General features: G+C 51.6%; 13 protein-coding genes. 9 read left to right on the forward strand and 4 right to left on the reverse strand.

Going from position 1 to position 14587, the window contains the following annotated elements:
* Positions 1–95 precede the first annotated feature (95 nt).
* A complete protein-coding gene (locus ACZ439_RS23645) occupies positions 96–383 on the forward strand; it encodes a DUF1292 domain-containing protein (RefSeq protein ID WP_054795580.1) in 288 nt (95 codons plus the stop codon).
* 56 nt (positions 384–439) lie between these two features.
* Here the strand turns inward: ACZ439_RS23645 and ACZ439_RS23650 are convergent, their stop codons facing one another.
* The gene (locus ACZ439_RS23650) at positions 440–859 is read right to left on the reverse strand and encodes a DUF1885 family protein (RefSeq protein ID WP_054798735.1); all 420 of its coding nucleotides are present in this window, start codon (positions 857–859) and stop codon (positions 440–442) included.
* 147 nt (positions 860–1006) lie between these two features.
* Here ACZ439_RS23650 and ACZ439_RS23655 point away from each other — a divergent pair, with 147 nt between their 5' ends.
* Entirely contained in the window at positions 1007–1849 is an 843-nt protein-coding gene (locus ACZ439_RS23655) for a Cof-type HAD-IIB family hydrolase (RefSeq protein WP_054795581.1), read from the forward strand.
* A gap of 64 nt (positions 1850–1913) precedes the next feature.
* Here ACZ439_RS23655 and ACZ439_RS23660 read toward each other — a convergent pair whose 3' ends face one another.
* Positions 1914–3383 carry an aminotransferase class I/II-fold pyridoxal phosphate-dependent enzyme gene (locus ACZ439_RS23660; RefSeq protein ID WP_459558714.1) on the reverse strand — a complete coding sequence of 490 codons (1470 nt, stop codon included), beginning with the start codon at positions 3381–3383 and terminating at the stop codon, positions 1914–1916.
* Positions 3384–3606: 223 nt separating this feature from the next.
* Between ACZ439_RS23660 and ACZ439_RS23665 the strand changes: the two genes are divergently transcribed.
* A complete protein-coding gene (locus tag ACZ439_RS23665) occupies positions 3607–4785 on the forward strand; it encodes an MFS transporter (protein WP_054795582.1) in 1179 nt (392 codons plus the stop codon).
* Positions 4786–5105: 320 nt separating this feature from the next.
* Here ACZ439_RS23665 and ACZ439_RS23670 read toward each other — a convergent pair whose 3' ends face one another.
* On the reverse strand, positions 5106–6680 hold the full coding sequence (locus tag ACZ439_RS23670) for a copper amine oxidase N-terminal domain-containing protein (protein ID WP_164751788.1): 1575 nt from the start codon (positions 6678–6680) through the stop codon (positions 5106–5108).
* A gap of 169 nt (positions 6681–6849) precedes the next feature.
* Between ACZ439_RS23670 and ACZ439_RS23675 the strand changes: the two genes are divergently transcribed.
* The 6 genes from ACZ439_RS23675 to ACZ439_RS23700 all read left to right on the forward strand — a co-directional run bounded on the left by ACZ439_RS23675 (position 6850) and on the right by ACZ439_RS23700 (position 13599).
* The gene (locus ACZ439_RS23675; protein WP_164751789.1) at positions 6850–7641 is read left to right on the forward strand and encodes a sporulation protein; all 792 of its coding nucleotides are present in this window, start codon (positions 6850–6852) and stop codon (positions 7639–7641) included.
* 130 nt (positions 7642–7771) lie between these two features.
* Positions 7772–9565 (forward strand): AfsR/SARP family transcriptional regulator, encoded by a 1794-nt coding sequence (locus ACZ439_RS23680; RefSeq protein ID WP_054795588.1) that lies wholly within the window; start codon positions 7772–7774, stop codon positions 9563–9565.
* A 71-nt stretch (positions 9566–9636) separates the two neighbouring features.
* Positions 9637–11118, forward strand: coding sequence for a SpoIIE family protein phosphatase (locus tag ACZ439_RS23685; protein WP_164751790.1), 1482 nt, complete (start codon positions 9637–9639; stop codon positions 11116–11118).
* The gene (locus ACZ439_RS23690; RefSeq protein WP_164751791.1) at positions 11105–12733 is read left to right on the forward strand and encodes a PP2C family protein-serine/threonine phosphatase; all 1629 of its coding nucleotides are present in this window, start codon (positions 11105–11107) and stop codon (positions 12731–12733) included. Before ACZ439_RS23685 ends, ACZ439_RS23690 begins: the two co-directional genes overlap by 14 nt.
* 71 nt (positions 12734–12804) lie before the next feature.
* Positions 12805–13224: an ATP-binding protein gene (locus ACZ439_RS23695; RefSeq protein WP_054795594.1), complete on the forward strand. Its 420-nt coding sequence runs from the start codon at positions 12805–12807 to the stop codon at positions 13222–13224.
* 9 nt (positions 13225–13233) lie between these two features.
* Entirely contained in the window at positions 13234–13599 is a 366-nt protein-coding gene (locus ACZ439_RS23700) for an STAS domain-containing protein (RefSeq protein WP_054795595.1), read from the forward strand.
* Between the two features lie 173 nt (positions 13600–13772).
* On the opposite strand, the gene ACZ439_RS23705 is transcribed toward ACZ439_RS23700, so the two are convergent.
* A complete protein-coding gene (locus tag ACZ439_RS23705; RefSeq protein ID WP_201318422.1) occupies positions 13773–14507 on the reverse strand; it encodes a hypothetical protein in 735 nt (244 codons plus the stop codon).
* Positions 14508–14587 lie beyond the last annotated feature (80 nt).

Raw genomic sequence — 14587 nt, forward strand, 5'->3', positions numbered from 1 at the left:
GCGGTTTTAGACATGCCTGGTTCATTGACTTGGGATCCGAATGCGTGGTACGATACGTGGGAGCAATCAATACAATGAAGAAATGAGGTCTTCCCATGAGCGATCACATTCATGACGCTTCCTGCGACCATGATCACGAGGATGAGATTTTTATCGTGACGGACCAAGACGGCGTCGAACATGAGATGGTAATGGTGTACACCTTTGAAGCCAAAGAACAGGCTTATGCGGTACTTCTCGATCGCAATGATATGGAAGCCGACGGTGTTATATTCCGAATTGAAGAAGAGAACGGCGAGGCGTTCCTTGCCAGTATCGAAGACGAAGAGGAATGGGATCGCGTTGTTGCGATTTACAACGAGATCGTTGAAGAGCAAGAATAATAAATCTTGAACGAAAAACCCTTCTTGTCAGCAAGAAGGGTTTTTCGTTCGGTCCATCATTTGCGAGGGTTGAAGTACATCGTACGTCCGTTAAACAATTGCAGTTCGGCTTTCCACAGCTTGCCCAAGTATTTGCTGAATTCATTGCCCTTGGATTTGTCACCGTGGGTGCAGCCATCCGGCAGCACCATCTGTACGAAGTGTCGTTCGGCATCGCCGTTTTTCTCGGTTCCGACGCCCATCACGATATATTTGTAGAGGGGGTTGGTCCCTTTCAAAAAAAACCATTTGCCTTCGGCTTCCGGTTTTGATTCGATCGTATACGGAAATCCGGCATCGTCGTACTCCCAGCCGAGCTGTTTGCCGGTCAGTGCAAGCTGCTCCCGGTAATGCTCCAGCTGCTGCTTGAGCTCATCCAGAGTTAACGAGGAAATGGACGAGCCTTCCACGAATTTGATATATGCGCTTTGCGCCATGACCCATGCACCTGCCTACTTAATGAACTGGAACGATTTGACTTTTGTCAAGCACCATGATCATCATAGCATTAAGAAAAACCAAATACAATACTTGTGACGTGAGCGAAAGTCGCCGCGTAAACAAAGAACAGAGAGGGATTTCCCGTGGATAGGAAGAGGTTTGAAGGTTATTTGCTCGTCACGGATATGGACGGAACGCTGCTGAATGCGCAGAAGGAAATCAGTAAAGAAAACTTGGCCGCCATTGAGCGTTTCGTCGCCCAAGGCGGATTGTTTACGGTAGCGACGGGGCGTATTGTCGAACCGGCGGGTTATTTCGTCAAGCAGCTCCCGGTCAACACGCCCGCGATTTTATATAACGGAGCGGTTATCTACGATTATAGCCGGGAGGAAGCGATTTGGCAGTCCAAGCTGCCGGATGCGGGGAAAGCGGCGCTGCAGCAAGTCGTTGAGGCGTTCCCCGGCATCGGCGCGGAAATTTATGTGCAGGGGGAGCCTTACCCGTATGTGCTGCGCGAGAATGAGTGGACGGCGCGGCATCGACAAATCGAGCGGTTTCCGTACCAGCCGATCGACGATGTGACGAAGGTGCCGCCGGATTGGCTGAAAGTATTATTCGCTTGGGAGCCGGAGCGGCTCGATCAGACGAGCGAGGCGATCGTTCGGCTGACCGAAGCTGCGCAGATCGAATGGGTGCGATCCGACGACCGATATTTTGAGATGCTGGCCAGAGGGGCGACTAAAGGCCACGCATTGGAGCTGTTAACGGATAAAATAGGGATAGCGATGGAACGATGCGTGGCGATCGGCGACCATTTGAACGACTTGGAAATGATCCGCAGGGCAGGGATCGGCGTTGCGGTTGAGAACGCGCACCCGCTGCTTGTTGAAGCGGCGAACCGGAAGGGGAAGCATCACCAGGAGCATGCGGTGGCCGATGTGATCGAATGGCTCGAAGCGCAGGCCGAAGCGGAAGCTCGATCGTAAGGCTGTAACCATAAAAAAACGCTTGCCGCGGATCAACCGAAGGCAAGCGTTTTTGACCTGGTCTTTAGAAAATAGCAGGGGTTTCCACGATCACTTTGACGAATTCGATGCTGCGGTCCTCGGGACCTTTAACGGGAAGACCGACCTCGATATGCTCGGTGATATAGTCGATCAAATCCTGCGAAATGACTTCCCCCGGCAGCAAGATCGGGATACCCGGCGGGTACACGTAAATGAACTCGGCGATGATCCGATCGGCCGACTCCTTGAACGGAATAAGCTCCGTATCGCCGTAGAAGGCGTCGCGGGGCGAAAGGGTCAGCTGCGGAATCTTTGGAATTTTGATCACCAGCTCGTTAGCTTGCCGGATGTTGTAATTCTCGGCCGACAAGCGGCGCAGCGCCGCAAGCAGCGTGTCGATGTTCTCCTGGGTATCGCCCGGCGTCACCAGGCACAGGATATTGTACATGTCGCTGAGCTCGACTTCGATGTTGTACTGCTCGCGCAGCCAGTTTTCGGCGTCGTAGCCGGTAATGCCCAGGTGACGGACATGAATATTGACTTTGGTCGGATCGCAGTCGAAGGTTGCTTCACTGCCCAAAATTTCCCGGCCGAAGCAGGAAAGTCCCGGAATCTCGTTGATTTGATTGCGCGCGTACTCCGCAAGCTCAATGGCGCGGTCCGCCATCGCTTCGCCGTTCAACGCCAAATTGCGGCGTGCGCTGTCCAGCGACGCGAGCAGGATGTAGGACGTCGACGTAGTCGTCAGCATGCTGATGATGGTCTTCGCGCGGCGGACATTGACGCGGCCTTCGCGAATGTTCAGCACGGAGCTTTGCGTCATCGAACCGCCGAGCTTGTGCACGCTCGTAGCGGCCATATCGGCGCCGGCCTGCATGGCCGACATCGGGAGCTTGTCGTTGAAGTGGATGAGCACGCCGTGTGCTTCGTCCACCAGCACCGGAATGTTGTAGCCGTGGACGATGTCCACGATTTCTTTCAGGTTCGCGCAGACGCCGTAATAAGTCGGATTGATCACGAGCACCGCTTTGGCGTCGGGATGGCGCTCGAGCGCCCGTCTGACCGACGAGGTCGTCACGCCGTGATCGATGCCCAGATTTTCGTCACGCACCGGCTTTAAGAAAACCGGCTTGGCGCCTGCGAAAATAATGGCCGCCATGATCGACTTGTGCACGTTGCGCGGCACGATAATTTTATCGCCCTGGGAGCAGACGGTAAGAATCATCGTCATGATCGCCCCGCTTGTCCCTTGTACGGAGAAGAACGTATGGTCGGCGCCGAACGCTTCGGCCGCGAGCCTCTGCGATTGTTCGATAACGCCGGTCGGCTGATGCAAATCGTCGAGCGGCGCGATATTGATCAGGTCGATGGAGAGCGCGTTATCGCCGATAAACTCCCGGAACTCAGGGTCCATCCCCACGCCTTTTTTATGTCCTGGAATATGAAATTGCACCGGATTGCGCGCAGCGTGTTCTTTCAACGCAGTGAACAGGGGAGTTTTCGTCTGATCCACGGTCATCCCTACCCTTCATGAATAAGTTATGGTGGCCTGCTTGAAAAAAGCAAACAAATCGAGTATAGCAAAATGCGACACGGATGCAAGCGGTTTTTGTAAAACCTTTGTGAAGTTTGCAGGTTTGTCGATTTTGTTAACCTTGCGTACAATATTTCCATCGTCAAAAAAGATATGGTACAGTTAGATTACTTACTATAAATCGGAAGGAAACGTCACACCTATGGACAAAAGGCTTCTCGTAATCATGGTGCTGATCATGACGATTTTTATCGGCTTTGGCATCATTATTCCCGTGCTCCCCGAGGTTGTAACCGGATCGGGCGCCGAAAGCTTTCATCTGGGCATGCTGCTCTCCGTGTACTCGCTCGTTTCGTTCCTCATGTCGCCGTTTTGGGGAGCTTGGTCAGACCGGATCGGCAGACGTCCGATCATTATGATCGGCACATTGGGGTTCAGCGTAAGCTTCTTCATTTTCGGCATTGCCGGAGACCATCTGGTCCTTATGTATATTTCGCGTATTTTGGGCGGCTTGTTCTCCGGGGCAGTTACGGCCTGTGCGGTCGCTTACGTTGCGGACATTACATCTGAAGAAAACCGGACGAAAGGGATGGGGCTGGTCGGCATGTCGATCGGACTCGGGTTTATTTTCGGCCCGGCGGTCGGCGGCTTGTTAAGCGGCTTCGGTTACCATGTGCCGTTCTTCGCTGCAGCGCTGCTGGCGCTGCTCATGTTCGTATTCGCTTATTTCATGCTGCAGGAATCGGTGTCCGCGGAAGCCCGCCAGCAGACGCGGGATTCGAAACAGTCGCGCTGGACGGCCTTCGTCGGCTCGCTGAAATATTTGTACGTCTTGTCGTTCTTCGTCTCCTTCTCGCTGGCCGGTCTCGAGGCGACGCTGCTGCTGTTCCAACGGGATCAGATCGGAGCTACTCCGCAGCAGCTCGGCATCATGTTCGCCGTAAGCGGCATCGTCGGCGCCTTGATTCAGGGCGGAGTTGTACGCCGTCTTATCAAGCGGGGACAGGAGTCCCGTGTTATCGGCATCGGCTTGTTATTGTCGGCGGCGGGCTTCGTGCTTATTTTGTTTTCCAGCAGCCTGCTCACCGCTTCGATTTACTTAAGCGTATTTGCGGCCGGGAATGCGTTGATCCGGCCCTGTGTAACCTCGCTGATCACGCAGAAGACCAAGGTCGGGCAGGGGGTCGCATCCGGCTTGAGCTCGTCGATGGACAGCCTGGGCCGCATCGCGGGACCGCTGCTCGGAGCCGGCATTTACGATTACAGCCACAGCCTGCCGTTCTTGATCGGCGCAGTGTTGTCGGTCGGAGCGCTCTATTTGTTGTACCGCTTTATAGTATTGGATCGGATCGGCACCAGAACATCAAGTCAGCCGCTCTGACCAAATAAGAAAGCTGCCGTAGGCGATACTCCCGCTGCGGCAGCTTTTTTATAATATCAAAATTTATAAGTTTGATCCGGAGGATCATGATTCTGATATTTCAAGAAAAACTTCCTCTAAAACACGAATGTATCTTCATCGAAAAGGCTTCGATCAGAAGCTTTTCTTACACCTCTTCCGTCTGTTCTTCCCTTCCTCCATGGCGATGGCGCAGATCGCTTTCATACGCAGCACCGCTGTGCCATACCTTCAAAACGCAGACCGTTTTTCTCCACAACCCGGATGGCTGCCCATTCTGACTTGAGGAATGTCTCTTTCGTTTATTTCGCACGCGTTCCTGTTTCGTGGACACCAAATGTAGAGACGGTGATGCCGTCTTCGGTTCGCGTTACGGTCCAATCCCAGCCGCTCTTGTAACCGGAGAGCAGCAGCTTGCCCGTTGCTTGATCTAACGTCCATGTGCCGGTCTGCGGTCCGTTCCAATAGAAGGAGATGGTGCCGTCCGCAGCAATCGTCAAGGTTCCGCCGCTCGCTCCATCGCGGCCTGCCGGGACCCACATGTTCCATTTGCCGATAAAGTAATCAGCTGGGTCTGAGGTTGACAGCGAATTGTCATCGCTGGCTTCTGCTGCGTCTTTACTGACGATGAGAATGGTTCGTGTTTCATCGTTAAAGGTGATTTTTTGGTTTAACTGCTCGCTCACGAATCGCACAGGAACCATGGTGGTGTTGTTATAGATCATGGCCGGGACGTCCATCATGACGGTCTTGCCGTTCACTCTCGCTGCAGATTGACCGATAACCAGCACGATTGTATCCTGCCCTACAGTCAATGTAATGCTGCGCTGCTCGCCGTTCCATTTCACTTGAGCGCCGAGCGCCTCACTGATAAAACGGAGAGGGACGAGAGTTCTGCCGTCGTAGATGAAAGGCGCCGTTTCCAAGGTGTGGGATTTTAAGTTAACCAAAGCCGTTGTATTATCAATTTGCAGCAAAATCCGGTTTCCTTCGTTAACGGGCGTCCGGTTTCCCTCGTTAACGGGCGCTTGAGAGGCTTTTTTTACGATGGTCACCTTGAGTGCCGATGAGATGGAAATCAGATTATCATTTCTGTCATAAGATGCGATTTTATATAGGTACGTATGTCCGGCAAACGTATAATTATCGATATATTGCGGCTCGGTCAGCTTAAAGTCGGTCATTTTCACATAAGGCTTGCCGTTGTCCGAACGGTAGATGTCCCAAGAGACATGTCCGTTTAACTGCTTCCAAGGCAGTGTAATGCTTCCATTCTCCTCAAATTCGTAAACCGCTGAAGGATTGAGAATATCCTTTTCGGGAGAACCCAAGTCCAGGGACACCGGAGGGGAAGTCCCGTTATTTTGACTGTTTGTGCTTCCGTCGTTCTCCTGTTCCGGAACCTCAAGCACATAGGAGAACGTCACTTTAGTAATCGAAAAGCCGTTATCCGGCAAAATGCGGTCGATTTTGATTTTAGAATGGCTGCCGTCATGCAGCACGACGAGATAAACAGCTCCTTGTTCTATTTCAAGCGAATTGGTGAAGCCGGTTACATTACGGTCGGTCGGTTTCGTCAGATCCTCAGAGTCCAGCTTACGAATCGCCAATGCCCCAATGTCGCCGTATTGATTGATGACAATATCTGCATCGGAGCTGCTTGTCGTGTACTTCAACTCAAGTAAATTGAGTCCCCCTCGATCAAGCACGTCACCGGACCAATTCAGCGTATAGGGGTGCAGCTTATCGTAAACGCCGCTTTGCTTATCACCCCATGTAATGGTATCGGCCGCCTGGACCGATCCGAAAAAAAGTGCGCCGGGCACAAAAATGCTCAGCATGAACAGCAACAGAATGGATGCAATCCCTTTTTTCATCTTCTTCACTCCTCGCAAGATTTGATTCATACTCAGCATTCACTATAACGAGCCTTGATTACAGGAAACTTACAAGCTTGCCCAACGGAATATTGCAATGATTTTGTAAGTTATTTGCGATATCATGAGGCATCATTTTCAAGGATGGAAAACGAAAGGATGTGTGCCTGTGTCATTGTTTAAAAAGATGCTGGCTCGGGTAGGTATCGGCAGCGTGAAGGTCGATTTTCGGCTTCCGTCACATCAATTGACAGCCGGGGAAGAAATTACGGGAACGGTCAGGATTCAAGGCGGAAAAACAGAACAGGAATTACAAAGCTGCGAAATCGCCTTATTCACTGAATACACGACCTATTACACGGACTCTGAAGGGGAACACCGGACGTCTACTGCAAAAGTACTTCTGAACGCGTATACGCTTCCATGTGATTTTCACATTCAATCGTTTGAAGTCAAACAATATCCATTATCTATTGCCATTCCGCTGCACACGCCTATTACGTTATCCCGGGAAAAAATATGGTTTGAAACCCGGCTCAATATGGAGAAAGCGGTCGATTCTTTGGATAAAGACAGGATCACTGTGCTTCCCCATCCATTGATGCAGCGTATCTTGGATGCGATGAACCGCCTCGGCTTTCCGCTTGTAGAATCGTATTTGACGGAAAACGGAAACACACAGGTCAGTCCGGACCCTTTTATTCAACGAATCATTTATGGGGTATCGGATGAATACCATTTATTATTGGATGAGATTATGGCAACTCCCGTGTGGATGCCGGATAAGCTTCATTTGATTCTGGGAATCAACAGGAAAGCCGGGCTGCTTCATACGATTGCAGAAAAAGACATCATTACGGAAACGATCGAATTTCTGCCTGAGGAATGGTTAGCAAGAGACAATGATGCCTTTGCGCGGCATATTAAAGCGGTCATAGATAAGGCAACAGCAACGGAATAAGCTGAGGTGATATGAATTATTTTCGCTGAAAGGCAAGGGACGCCGCAGCGCTTTTTATGTTAAGATATAAGAAAGTATAAGATTTCAGCGGTGGATGAAATCAGCTAAGAAAAAGGCGGCGAAAAGGCTCTTGATACCGGATGAAAGCATGGATGGACTGCTGCGAAGAAATCGCTTCCGGGAAGCGGTGATGCGAATGGAATGCGCTTTGCTGGAGGAAAGGGAGGTACAGGAAGAGCTGCTTCGGCAAATTCCTGACTCCTATCTGAACGCTTCCCCGCTGCTTCTGCAAGCACTTGGGAATATATGCTATGGCAACGGTCAGCTTTCCGAGGCGAGACAGCGGTTCGAACAGGCGATGAAGGGGTTCGGAGCGATGGCCCTCCCGGCCCGTCTGTTGTCGGCGATGTGTGCATTGGTGCAAGTGCAGCTGCGGATGGGAGACTTGGCATCGGCAGAAACATTGCTCCTATTTCTTAAGACGGAATATGAGAGGACGCCTTCCGGGGAGCGGGAAGGCGGTCTTCCCCGCGCTTTGGCGGCGGGCAGCCGCTTAATCGATGCCGATGCTCAGGCAAAGATGTGGTATCTCGAAGCGGTTGTGTTGTACGAGCGGAAGCTTCAAATGGACCAGGCTGCCTGTACATTGGCTGAACTTATAACTCAATGCGGTGCCGAGCTTCATCCGAAGGAGTGGAGGGACCTGGAATGGAAGCTGAAGCGATGGTCAGCCGTGACGGAAGACGGCAGCCTCAGTGCAGACTGGATTATATCGCTTCAGAATGCGCAGCTTGAACGCTGGGAGCATGTATACTCACAGCTGAAGAGACAGGTCCATTCCCCTTTCCGGGGGAGGGGGCCGTATTATATTTTGGTCGGCGTGCAAGTGGCTTTCTTTAGGGCGGCGTTACAGGTTTGCCCCGAGGAGGCTGCCGCCTTCGCAGACAGACTAAGCGAGCTAAAGAAACAATACCCCTCCGATATGCAGCTGCAGCACGCTTTGCTGCTTGCCGAGTATGATTGGCTGTTACGCCTTGAGCTCGCTGAGGAGGCAAAAGCGGTTATGCAAGAGGCCGGTCGGATCGCCCGTCATTTGAGGCTGCCGAATTGCTCTTCTTCTCCGGATCTTGTTCAGGAGCCGGAAACGATCCGGATCGAGCAGCCAAAACCACAGGCCGGGTGGTGGATTCGCTTTTTCGGCGGTCTGACGGTCGGGCGCGGTGCCGAGGAGGTGCGCAATATCCGATGGAAACGAAGGAAGGCGCAGGAGTTGTGCGTCTATCTGTTGCTTCAGCCCAAATACACATGCGCGAAGGAGCAGCTTATAGAGATTCTTGAGCTTGGAGAAGATCCCGAGAAGGCCGCTAAATCGCTGTATGTGATTATCCATCAGTTAAAGCAAACGCTGCACGAACAGTTGTCTATTCACGAGGGAGTGTACAGTCGTGAAGGCTTGGTCATTCTCCGTGAAGACGCCTTTGAGTATGTAGATGTGGAACGGTACTTGACGCTGCTTCGGGTGGCCGACCAATTGTGGCTGAAGGACCGCCCCCTAGCCTATGAATTCTATCTGCAGGCTTACGCCCTGTACGACGAGCTGCTTCCCGAGCTTCCATATATTTCATGGCTCGAGAACATGCGGGAGTATGTTCTGGAAAAGCAGGTTGCTGTCATCCGCAAGCTGTGCCTGATGGCAGAGGAACAGCAGGAAACGGTCCTCGAGGAAATGTACTGCCGGGAGTGGATCGATCTTAAACCTTATCAGGAAGAAGCTTGTCAGCGGTTCATGCGTCTATTGATCCGCACGCACCGGCAAAGCGAAGCGGCAGAAGTTTATGAGCGGTTCGCCCAGTGGTGTCGAGACGAGTTGGGGACGGAACCGTCCGAAGAGACTTATCTTCTCTTGGGGGGAAGTACGCGTTGACAATCTTCTCTGATGTGAGGCTGCGCTTGTGTATGATTTACGTTATCCTCCTTACGGGGGCCTCGGCCGGCATGATGCTGTTTTCGAACAAGTTCATCACCGGGAATACAGCGGCTAACCATCTTCTCACGATAAAAAGCTTCTCCATCGGGAACATGATCCTGATCGTCTTGCTCTCTGTTTTCACCTATTATCGGCTGAAGTTACGGGGTGAGGCAGGTCAACCTAATCAGCCTTCAGATATGGAGCTGCAGCGATGGTTTCGGCTGACAAGCTTCCCGGGGGAATTATTCCGGTTCTTTCTGCTCAGCGGGATGTTGGTCTCGCAAATCTATCTTTTTTCAGTACTAGACCTCCCGCCGTGGCCACCGGAAATTACGCTGCAATATGGAAAGAGCACTATGTTTAACTTTACGGCCTATTTTGCGTTTGCCATGATCCACTACTGTACAGCGCGCTGGATTTTGCGGCCTTATCTTCGAGACATGCGCATCTTTCAGCAGGAGATCTTCCGGTTCAGAAGCGCTGCCGGCATGATCATTCTCATCCTGAGCTGCAGTATCGTCTATTTATTGCTGCGCATGTTCTGGTATGCGATTGACACTAGGCTAGTCGGGGAGGCTCCGAAAATCGCCGTACTATTGGTCATTGGAGCGACGGTAACCGTGATCGCTTTTACCGCCATTTATTATACGGCTTATTATTTGTTCCGCGATTTGGAGCGAATGACTGTTAAGCTGCGCGAGTTGGCGGGAATGAAGCGCGGGCAGCTGCACAGCCGTATTCCGATCGCTTCCCCGTATGAATCCGGGGAGCTGGCCATGGCCTTTAACGCGCTGCAGTCCCGGTTCGAGAAGGAATATGCACGCATCGACAATGACATGAAGCTGGCGTTACATGTGCAGGAGCAGCTGTTTGCCCATCGGCCCGAGGAATTCAAGGAATGGCGGTTTGACGGAGCTTGCAGCTGGCCGTTGGAAGTCGGGGGAGGTTTCTATGATGTGCTGCCGTTAACGGATCATCGTGCAGCCATTGCGGCGGGCAGCGTGACAGGGAAAGGCCTGCCTTCAGCGCTGGTTATGTCAGCACTTCTCATGATGCTCCGTACGAAAGTTCAAGATGCAGCTTCAGCGGGAGAACTGTTAACGGAGTTGAATGCTTCGCTGGCCGACATTTTGCCGGACGGCCTTCACATACATATGGCCATCGGGATCATCGATAGTGAACGAGGGATGCTGGAATATGCTTTGGCCGGCAACATGTGTGCGCGGGTCGTTCAGTCGGAGCCATACCTTGAAGGAGGTCCGCATGCGGAGCCGCTGGGAAGCCGTTATCATAGGCAATACGATAACCGGCAATTTCCGTTGCAGAGGGAATGCATCGTCATGCTGCATGCGTCAGGCATGGCTGTTCCGTCAGGAGAGGATGTATACGCAGTATGGGAGCAGCGGGCTGTGCTTCGGCAAGGGTTCGTCTCTTCCAACCAAAGCATGGAGGTTCAAAGCTGTGTCATGGCATTCAGAGCCGGGAGGGACAAGCATGGCGGCACATGACAGGTCGAAAGGACTTATGCTGCGGCTGCTGGCGGCTTATATCGCTGCGTTGTTCGGAGGCTCCATTTTTATTTTTATCAACAATATCGTTATCCATGGAAGAACGATACAGAAATTGCTGGAGTTCAACGTTCCTTTCGTTCTGTTAAGCGACCTTGTGTTCACGCTTTTGCTGCTGGCGATTACATATTGGCGTTTGTATCCGGTCCTCCGATATTTCCGAGTGCAGCCCCCGCATGTTGCCAAATCCATCGTTTTCGACCGGCTTATGCGGTTTCCGCTGGAATTATTTTGGGGAATGGTGCTGCTTTCCATTGTATTCATCGTTTTGTATCATGGGTCAGAAATCATGATGGGCAGCAGAGCCTTAGCTTCGATTGACAATGCTGCCCGTTTGCTCAATAGCGTTTTATCCGAGCTAAGCCTCTCTCTCATCCTGGCCATCCTGTTGTTCAGCATTACCCGGCATCTTCTGCGTTCTTATGCTGTCCGTTTGGAGATACATTCGATTGTCCGTGAGAAACCTTATTCCGCTGTAAGCCTGATTGCTATGTCAGCAGTTGTTTGCTTTGTGATTACATTTTCAGCCGCATCGCGCGTCATTGTTCGATCGAACCCCGATGAACTTTTTAAGGTTAGTGACTTTTTGTTGATAGCCGGGGTATATGCTGCTTTCGCTATCGGAATTGTATCGCTGTATATGGTGGAGCTTCGTAAGGAACTTCGGATGCTGATTGACGGTCTGCACGCCCTGTCCGGAGGAATGAAAACAACCTTGCATCAGAAGCTTACCATCATCTCACTCGACGAAACGGGAAGGCTGGCTGATGCCTTCAATGCTCTTCAACATTGGGTGGAACGAACATACGACGAGGTTGATCGTCAGCTGAAGCTGGCGTACAAGGTTCAGCAACGGCTGCTTCCGACATCTTTTCCCGTAATGGAAGGGGTGGACATTGCGGCCTCCTGCCAACAATGTCAGGAGGTTGGCGGAGATTTTTACGATGTCATTCCACTGGGAGAACGATATTATTGTGTGGCGATCGGCGATGTGACGGGAAAAGGATTGCCGGCAGCGCTGCTTGTGTCCGCTATGATGACAGGACTTCGCACAGAGGCTGCCAAAGGAGGAACAGCCGGGGATATCATAACCAGGCTCAATCGCCATGTTTTTCATATGACGCAAGGAAAGATGTTCACGACTTTGGGGCTGGCACTGATTGACCTGTCATCCGGAACGGCACGGTTGGAATATGCCAGTGCAGGACATCTCGATCCTTACATCTTTCGAAATGGACAGGTGATGGAATTGCAATGCTCATCACTGCCGCTGGGCATTTCACCGGATACGGTTTATCAGGGGATCCTCAATACACTAGCTCCGGGAGATATATTCATTTTGTATACAGACGGCATCATCGAGAGCCGCCATGCATCGGGGGGCATGCTGGGATTCGAATGGTGGGAGCAGGAGCTCCGGCAGCTGTCGCCTTACCGGGGGCTTGAGGAACAGCTGTTAAGGCTGATCAAGCGACCGCAGCATGAGGAAGCGGAAGAGTTGGGCGATGACCGTACGCTTGTTATGGTAAGATGGAACGGATACACAAGCGTGTAAGTTTTTTGTTATAGGAATGGTGGACAATAGAAACGGATCTTATCACGCGTTAGCAGTAGGAGGGAGGATCAATGAGTGCTGCTTCGGTTTTTAAGGAATGGAACATGCCCGGCGAATATGGCTGTGAAAAGAAGATAATGCAAGAGGTTGCCTCCGTTATTGCTCGAATCAATCCGGAAGAACACCGAATTGATGATATAATGACTGTTATTGCCGAGGTATGCTTGAACGCGATCGAGCACGGGAATCTCTCGAATCCAAGCCTCCCTGTGACGCTCCAAATGATCGCGGACAACGAAAAATACAAATTTCGAGTCCTGGATCATGGAACCCGAAAGCCGGTTATTCCTTATGAGCAGCCGCTTTCGGACAAATGGAAGGAGGAACACCCGAGGGGCTGGGGGTTGTTCCTAATAAGAAGACTTTCGGACCGGTTTGAATTTGGTGAGAGGGACGGGAAAGTGTATGTGGATGTTACCTTTTATCGGTAGGAGGTTGCTATGGACAGCCAATTTCGAGCAGACATGCGGACTCATGTAAAAACCGTGATTATTGATTTATATGGCGATCTTTCAAACCAATCCGAGGAAGGCTTGCTTGGTTTACGGGAGTGGGAGCTGGGATTGGGTCAAAATAAGAGGTTTTTGATCCTGAACTTCACGCAGGTTCCTTATATTAACAGTATGGGCATTGCGGTTCTTATCCGCATTGTGAGGTCGCTCATGAAAACCGGATGTCAAACGTTCGCCTATGGGGTCACGCCGCATTATCAGAAGCTGTTTCGCATGGTCGGCTTGACCGAATATATCATGATTTACCCGGATGAGTATTCGATTCTGCAGCGCATTGAAACCATCCAGGAGTGAAAAGGAAGGGAGCAACCAGTTCACGGCAGGATGTCAGCCTACGCGTATATAGATGATGTCGCTCATCAGGAATCCTTTGTTTATCCGATCTTCTTCATCACTAGCATGCTTCCAAAACAATAGGGGACTATGGAAACAGGCGAGGGCCGGGGAGCCTTCGCCTGTGCCCATAATTATTCCGCTTTTTTGTCGCCGGCTGTATGCTTGCGGTCAACCATTTTCTCGATCCACGGCGTCATCTCATCTTTGATTTTGCTAATCAACTGTTCCTTGGTGATTCCCTTGCCTTGAGCAATCTCTGCCAACGATTTGCCGGCTTTGAGCTCCGCCTTCAATTCGTCCTCCGAGATACCTAGAATACCGGCAAGCTTCTCCTTGGCGGGCATCATGATCTGATGCTTGCCTCCGTGTCCGTGCATTCGCTTCTTTCCTTCGCCGTTCAGCTTTTGGTTCACCATGAATTTCAGGTGGTCTTCCATATTCTGCTTCAGCTTCGCCGCTTTATCCGCCGTCAGCTTGCCGGAGGCAGCGGCCTCGTCGATTTGTTTCGTCCGCTCGGCTTGAAGCTTGGCGATCAGATCAGCTTCGCTGATCTTTTTCTCGGCGGCGAGCTGCACCAGCGTCTTGTCCTTCAGCGACTGCTTCAGCGTCTCCTGATCCATGCCGAGAATGGCGGCAGCTTCCTCAAAGATCGGCATAGACTTGCCGTGCTTACCGCGTGCTTTTTCGCCTCTGTCCGACCATTCCTTGGCTCCTGCCGGTTTGTCCGCGCTGTCCTGCGGCTGAACGACGGCATCCGGCGTCTCTGCGCGAACGAATTGCTTCGTGCCGTAAAGCGTGCCGCCGCCCAGCAGCAAGGCAAGCGCTAGGGAGGAGACAATCATTTTTTTGGCATACGTTTGCTTCATAACAATGCACCATCCTTACGTAGGTTTCGGTTTTCACCAACTATAGCGTATGCAAACCATATTAACCTTACTTTAAAGCA

Source organism: Paenibacillus sp. JCM 9796 (assembly GCF_055379675.1).

Excerpts from the sequence above, each read along its gene's own strand:
- ACZ439_RS23645 (WP_054795580.1), top strand. The coding sequence starts at position 96 with ATGAGCGATCACATTCATGACGCTTCCTGCGACCATGATCACGAGGAT.
- ACZ439_RS23650 (WP_054798735.1), bottom strand. The coding sequence starts at position 859 with ATGGCGCAAAGCGCATATATCAAATTCGTGGAAGGCTCGTCCATTTCC.
- ACZ439_RS23665 (WP_054795582.1), top strand. The coding sequence starts at position 3,607 with ATGGACAAAAGGCTTCTCGTAATCATGGTGCTGATCATGACGATTTTT.
- ACZ439_RS23670 (WP_164751788.1), bottom strand. The coding sequence starts at position 6,680 with ATGAAAAAAGGGATTGCATCCATTCTGTTGCTGTTCATGCTGAGCATT.
- ACZ439_RS23685 (WP_164751790.1), top strand. The coding sequence starts at position 9,637 with ATGATGCTGTTTTCGAACAAGTTCATCACCGGGAATACAGCGGCTAAC.
- ACZ439_RS23690 (WP_164751791.1), top strand. The coding sequence starts at position 11,105 with ATGGCGGCACATGACAGGTCGAAAGGACTTATGCTGCGGCTGCTGGCG.
- ACZ439_RS23695 (WP_054795594.1), top strand. The coding sequence starts at position 12,805 with ATGAGTGCTGCTTCGGTTTTTAAGGAATGGAACATGCCCGGCGAATAT.
- ACZ439_RS23700 (WP_054795595.1), top strand. The coding sequence starts at position 13,234 with ATGGACAGCCAATTTCGAGCAGACATGCGGACTCATGTAAAAACCGTG.
- ACZ439_RS23705 (WP_201318422.1), bottom strand. The coding sequence starts at position 14,507 with ATGAAGCAAACGTATGCCAAAAAAATGATTGTCTCCTCCCTAGCGCTT.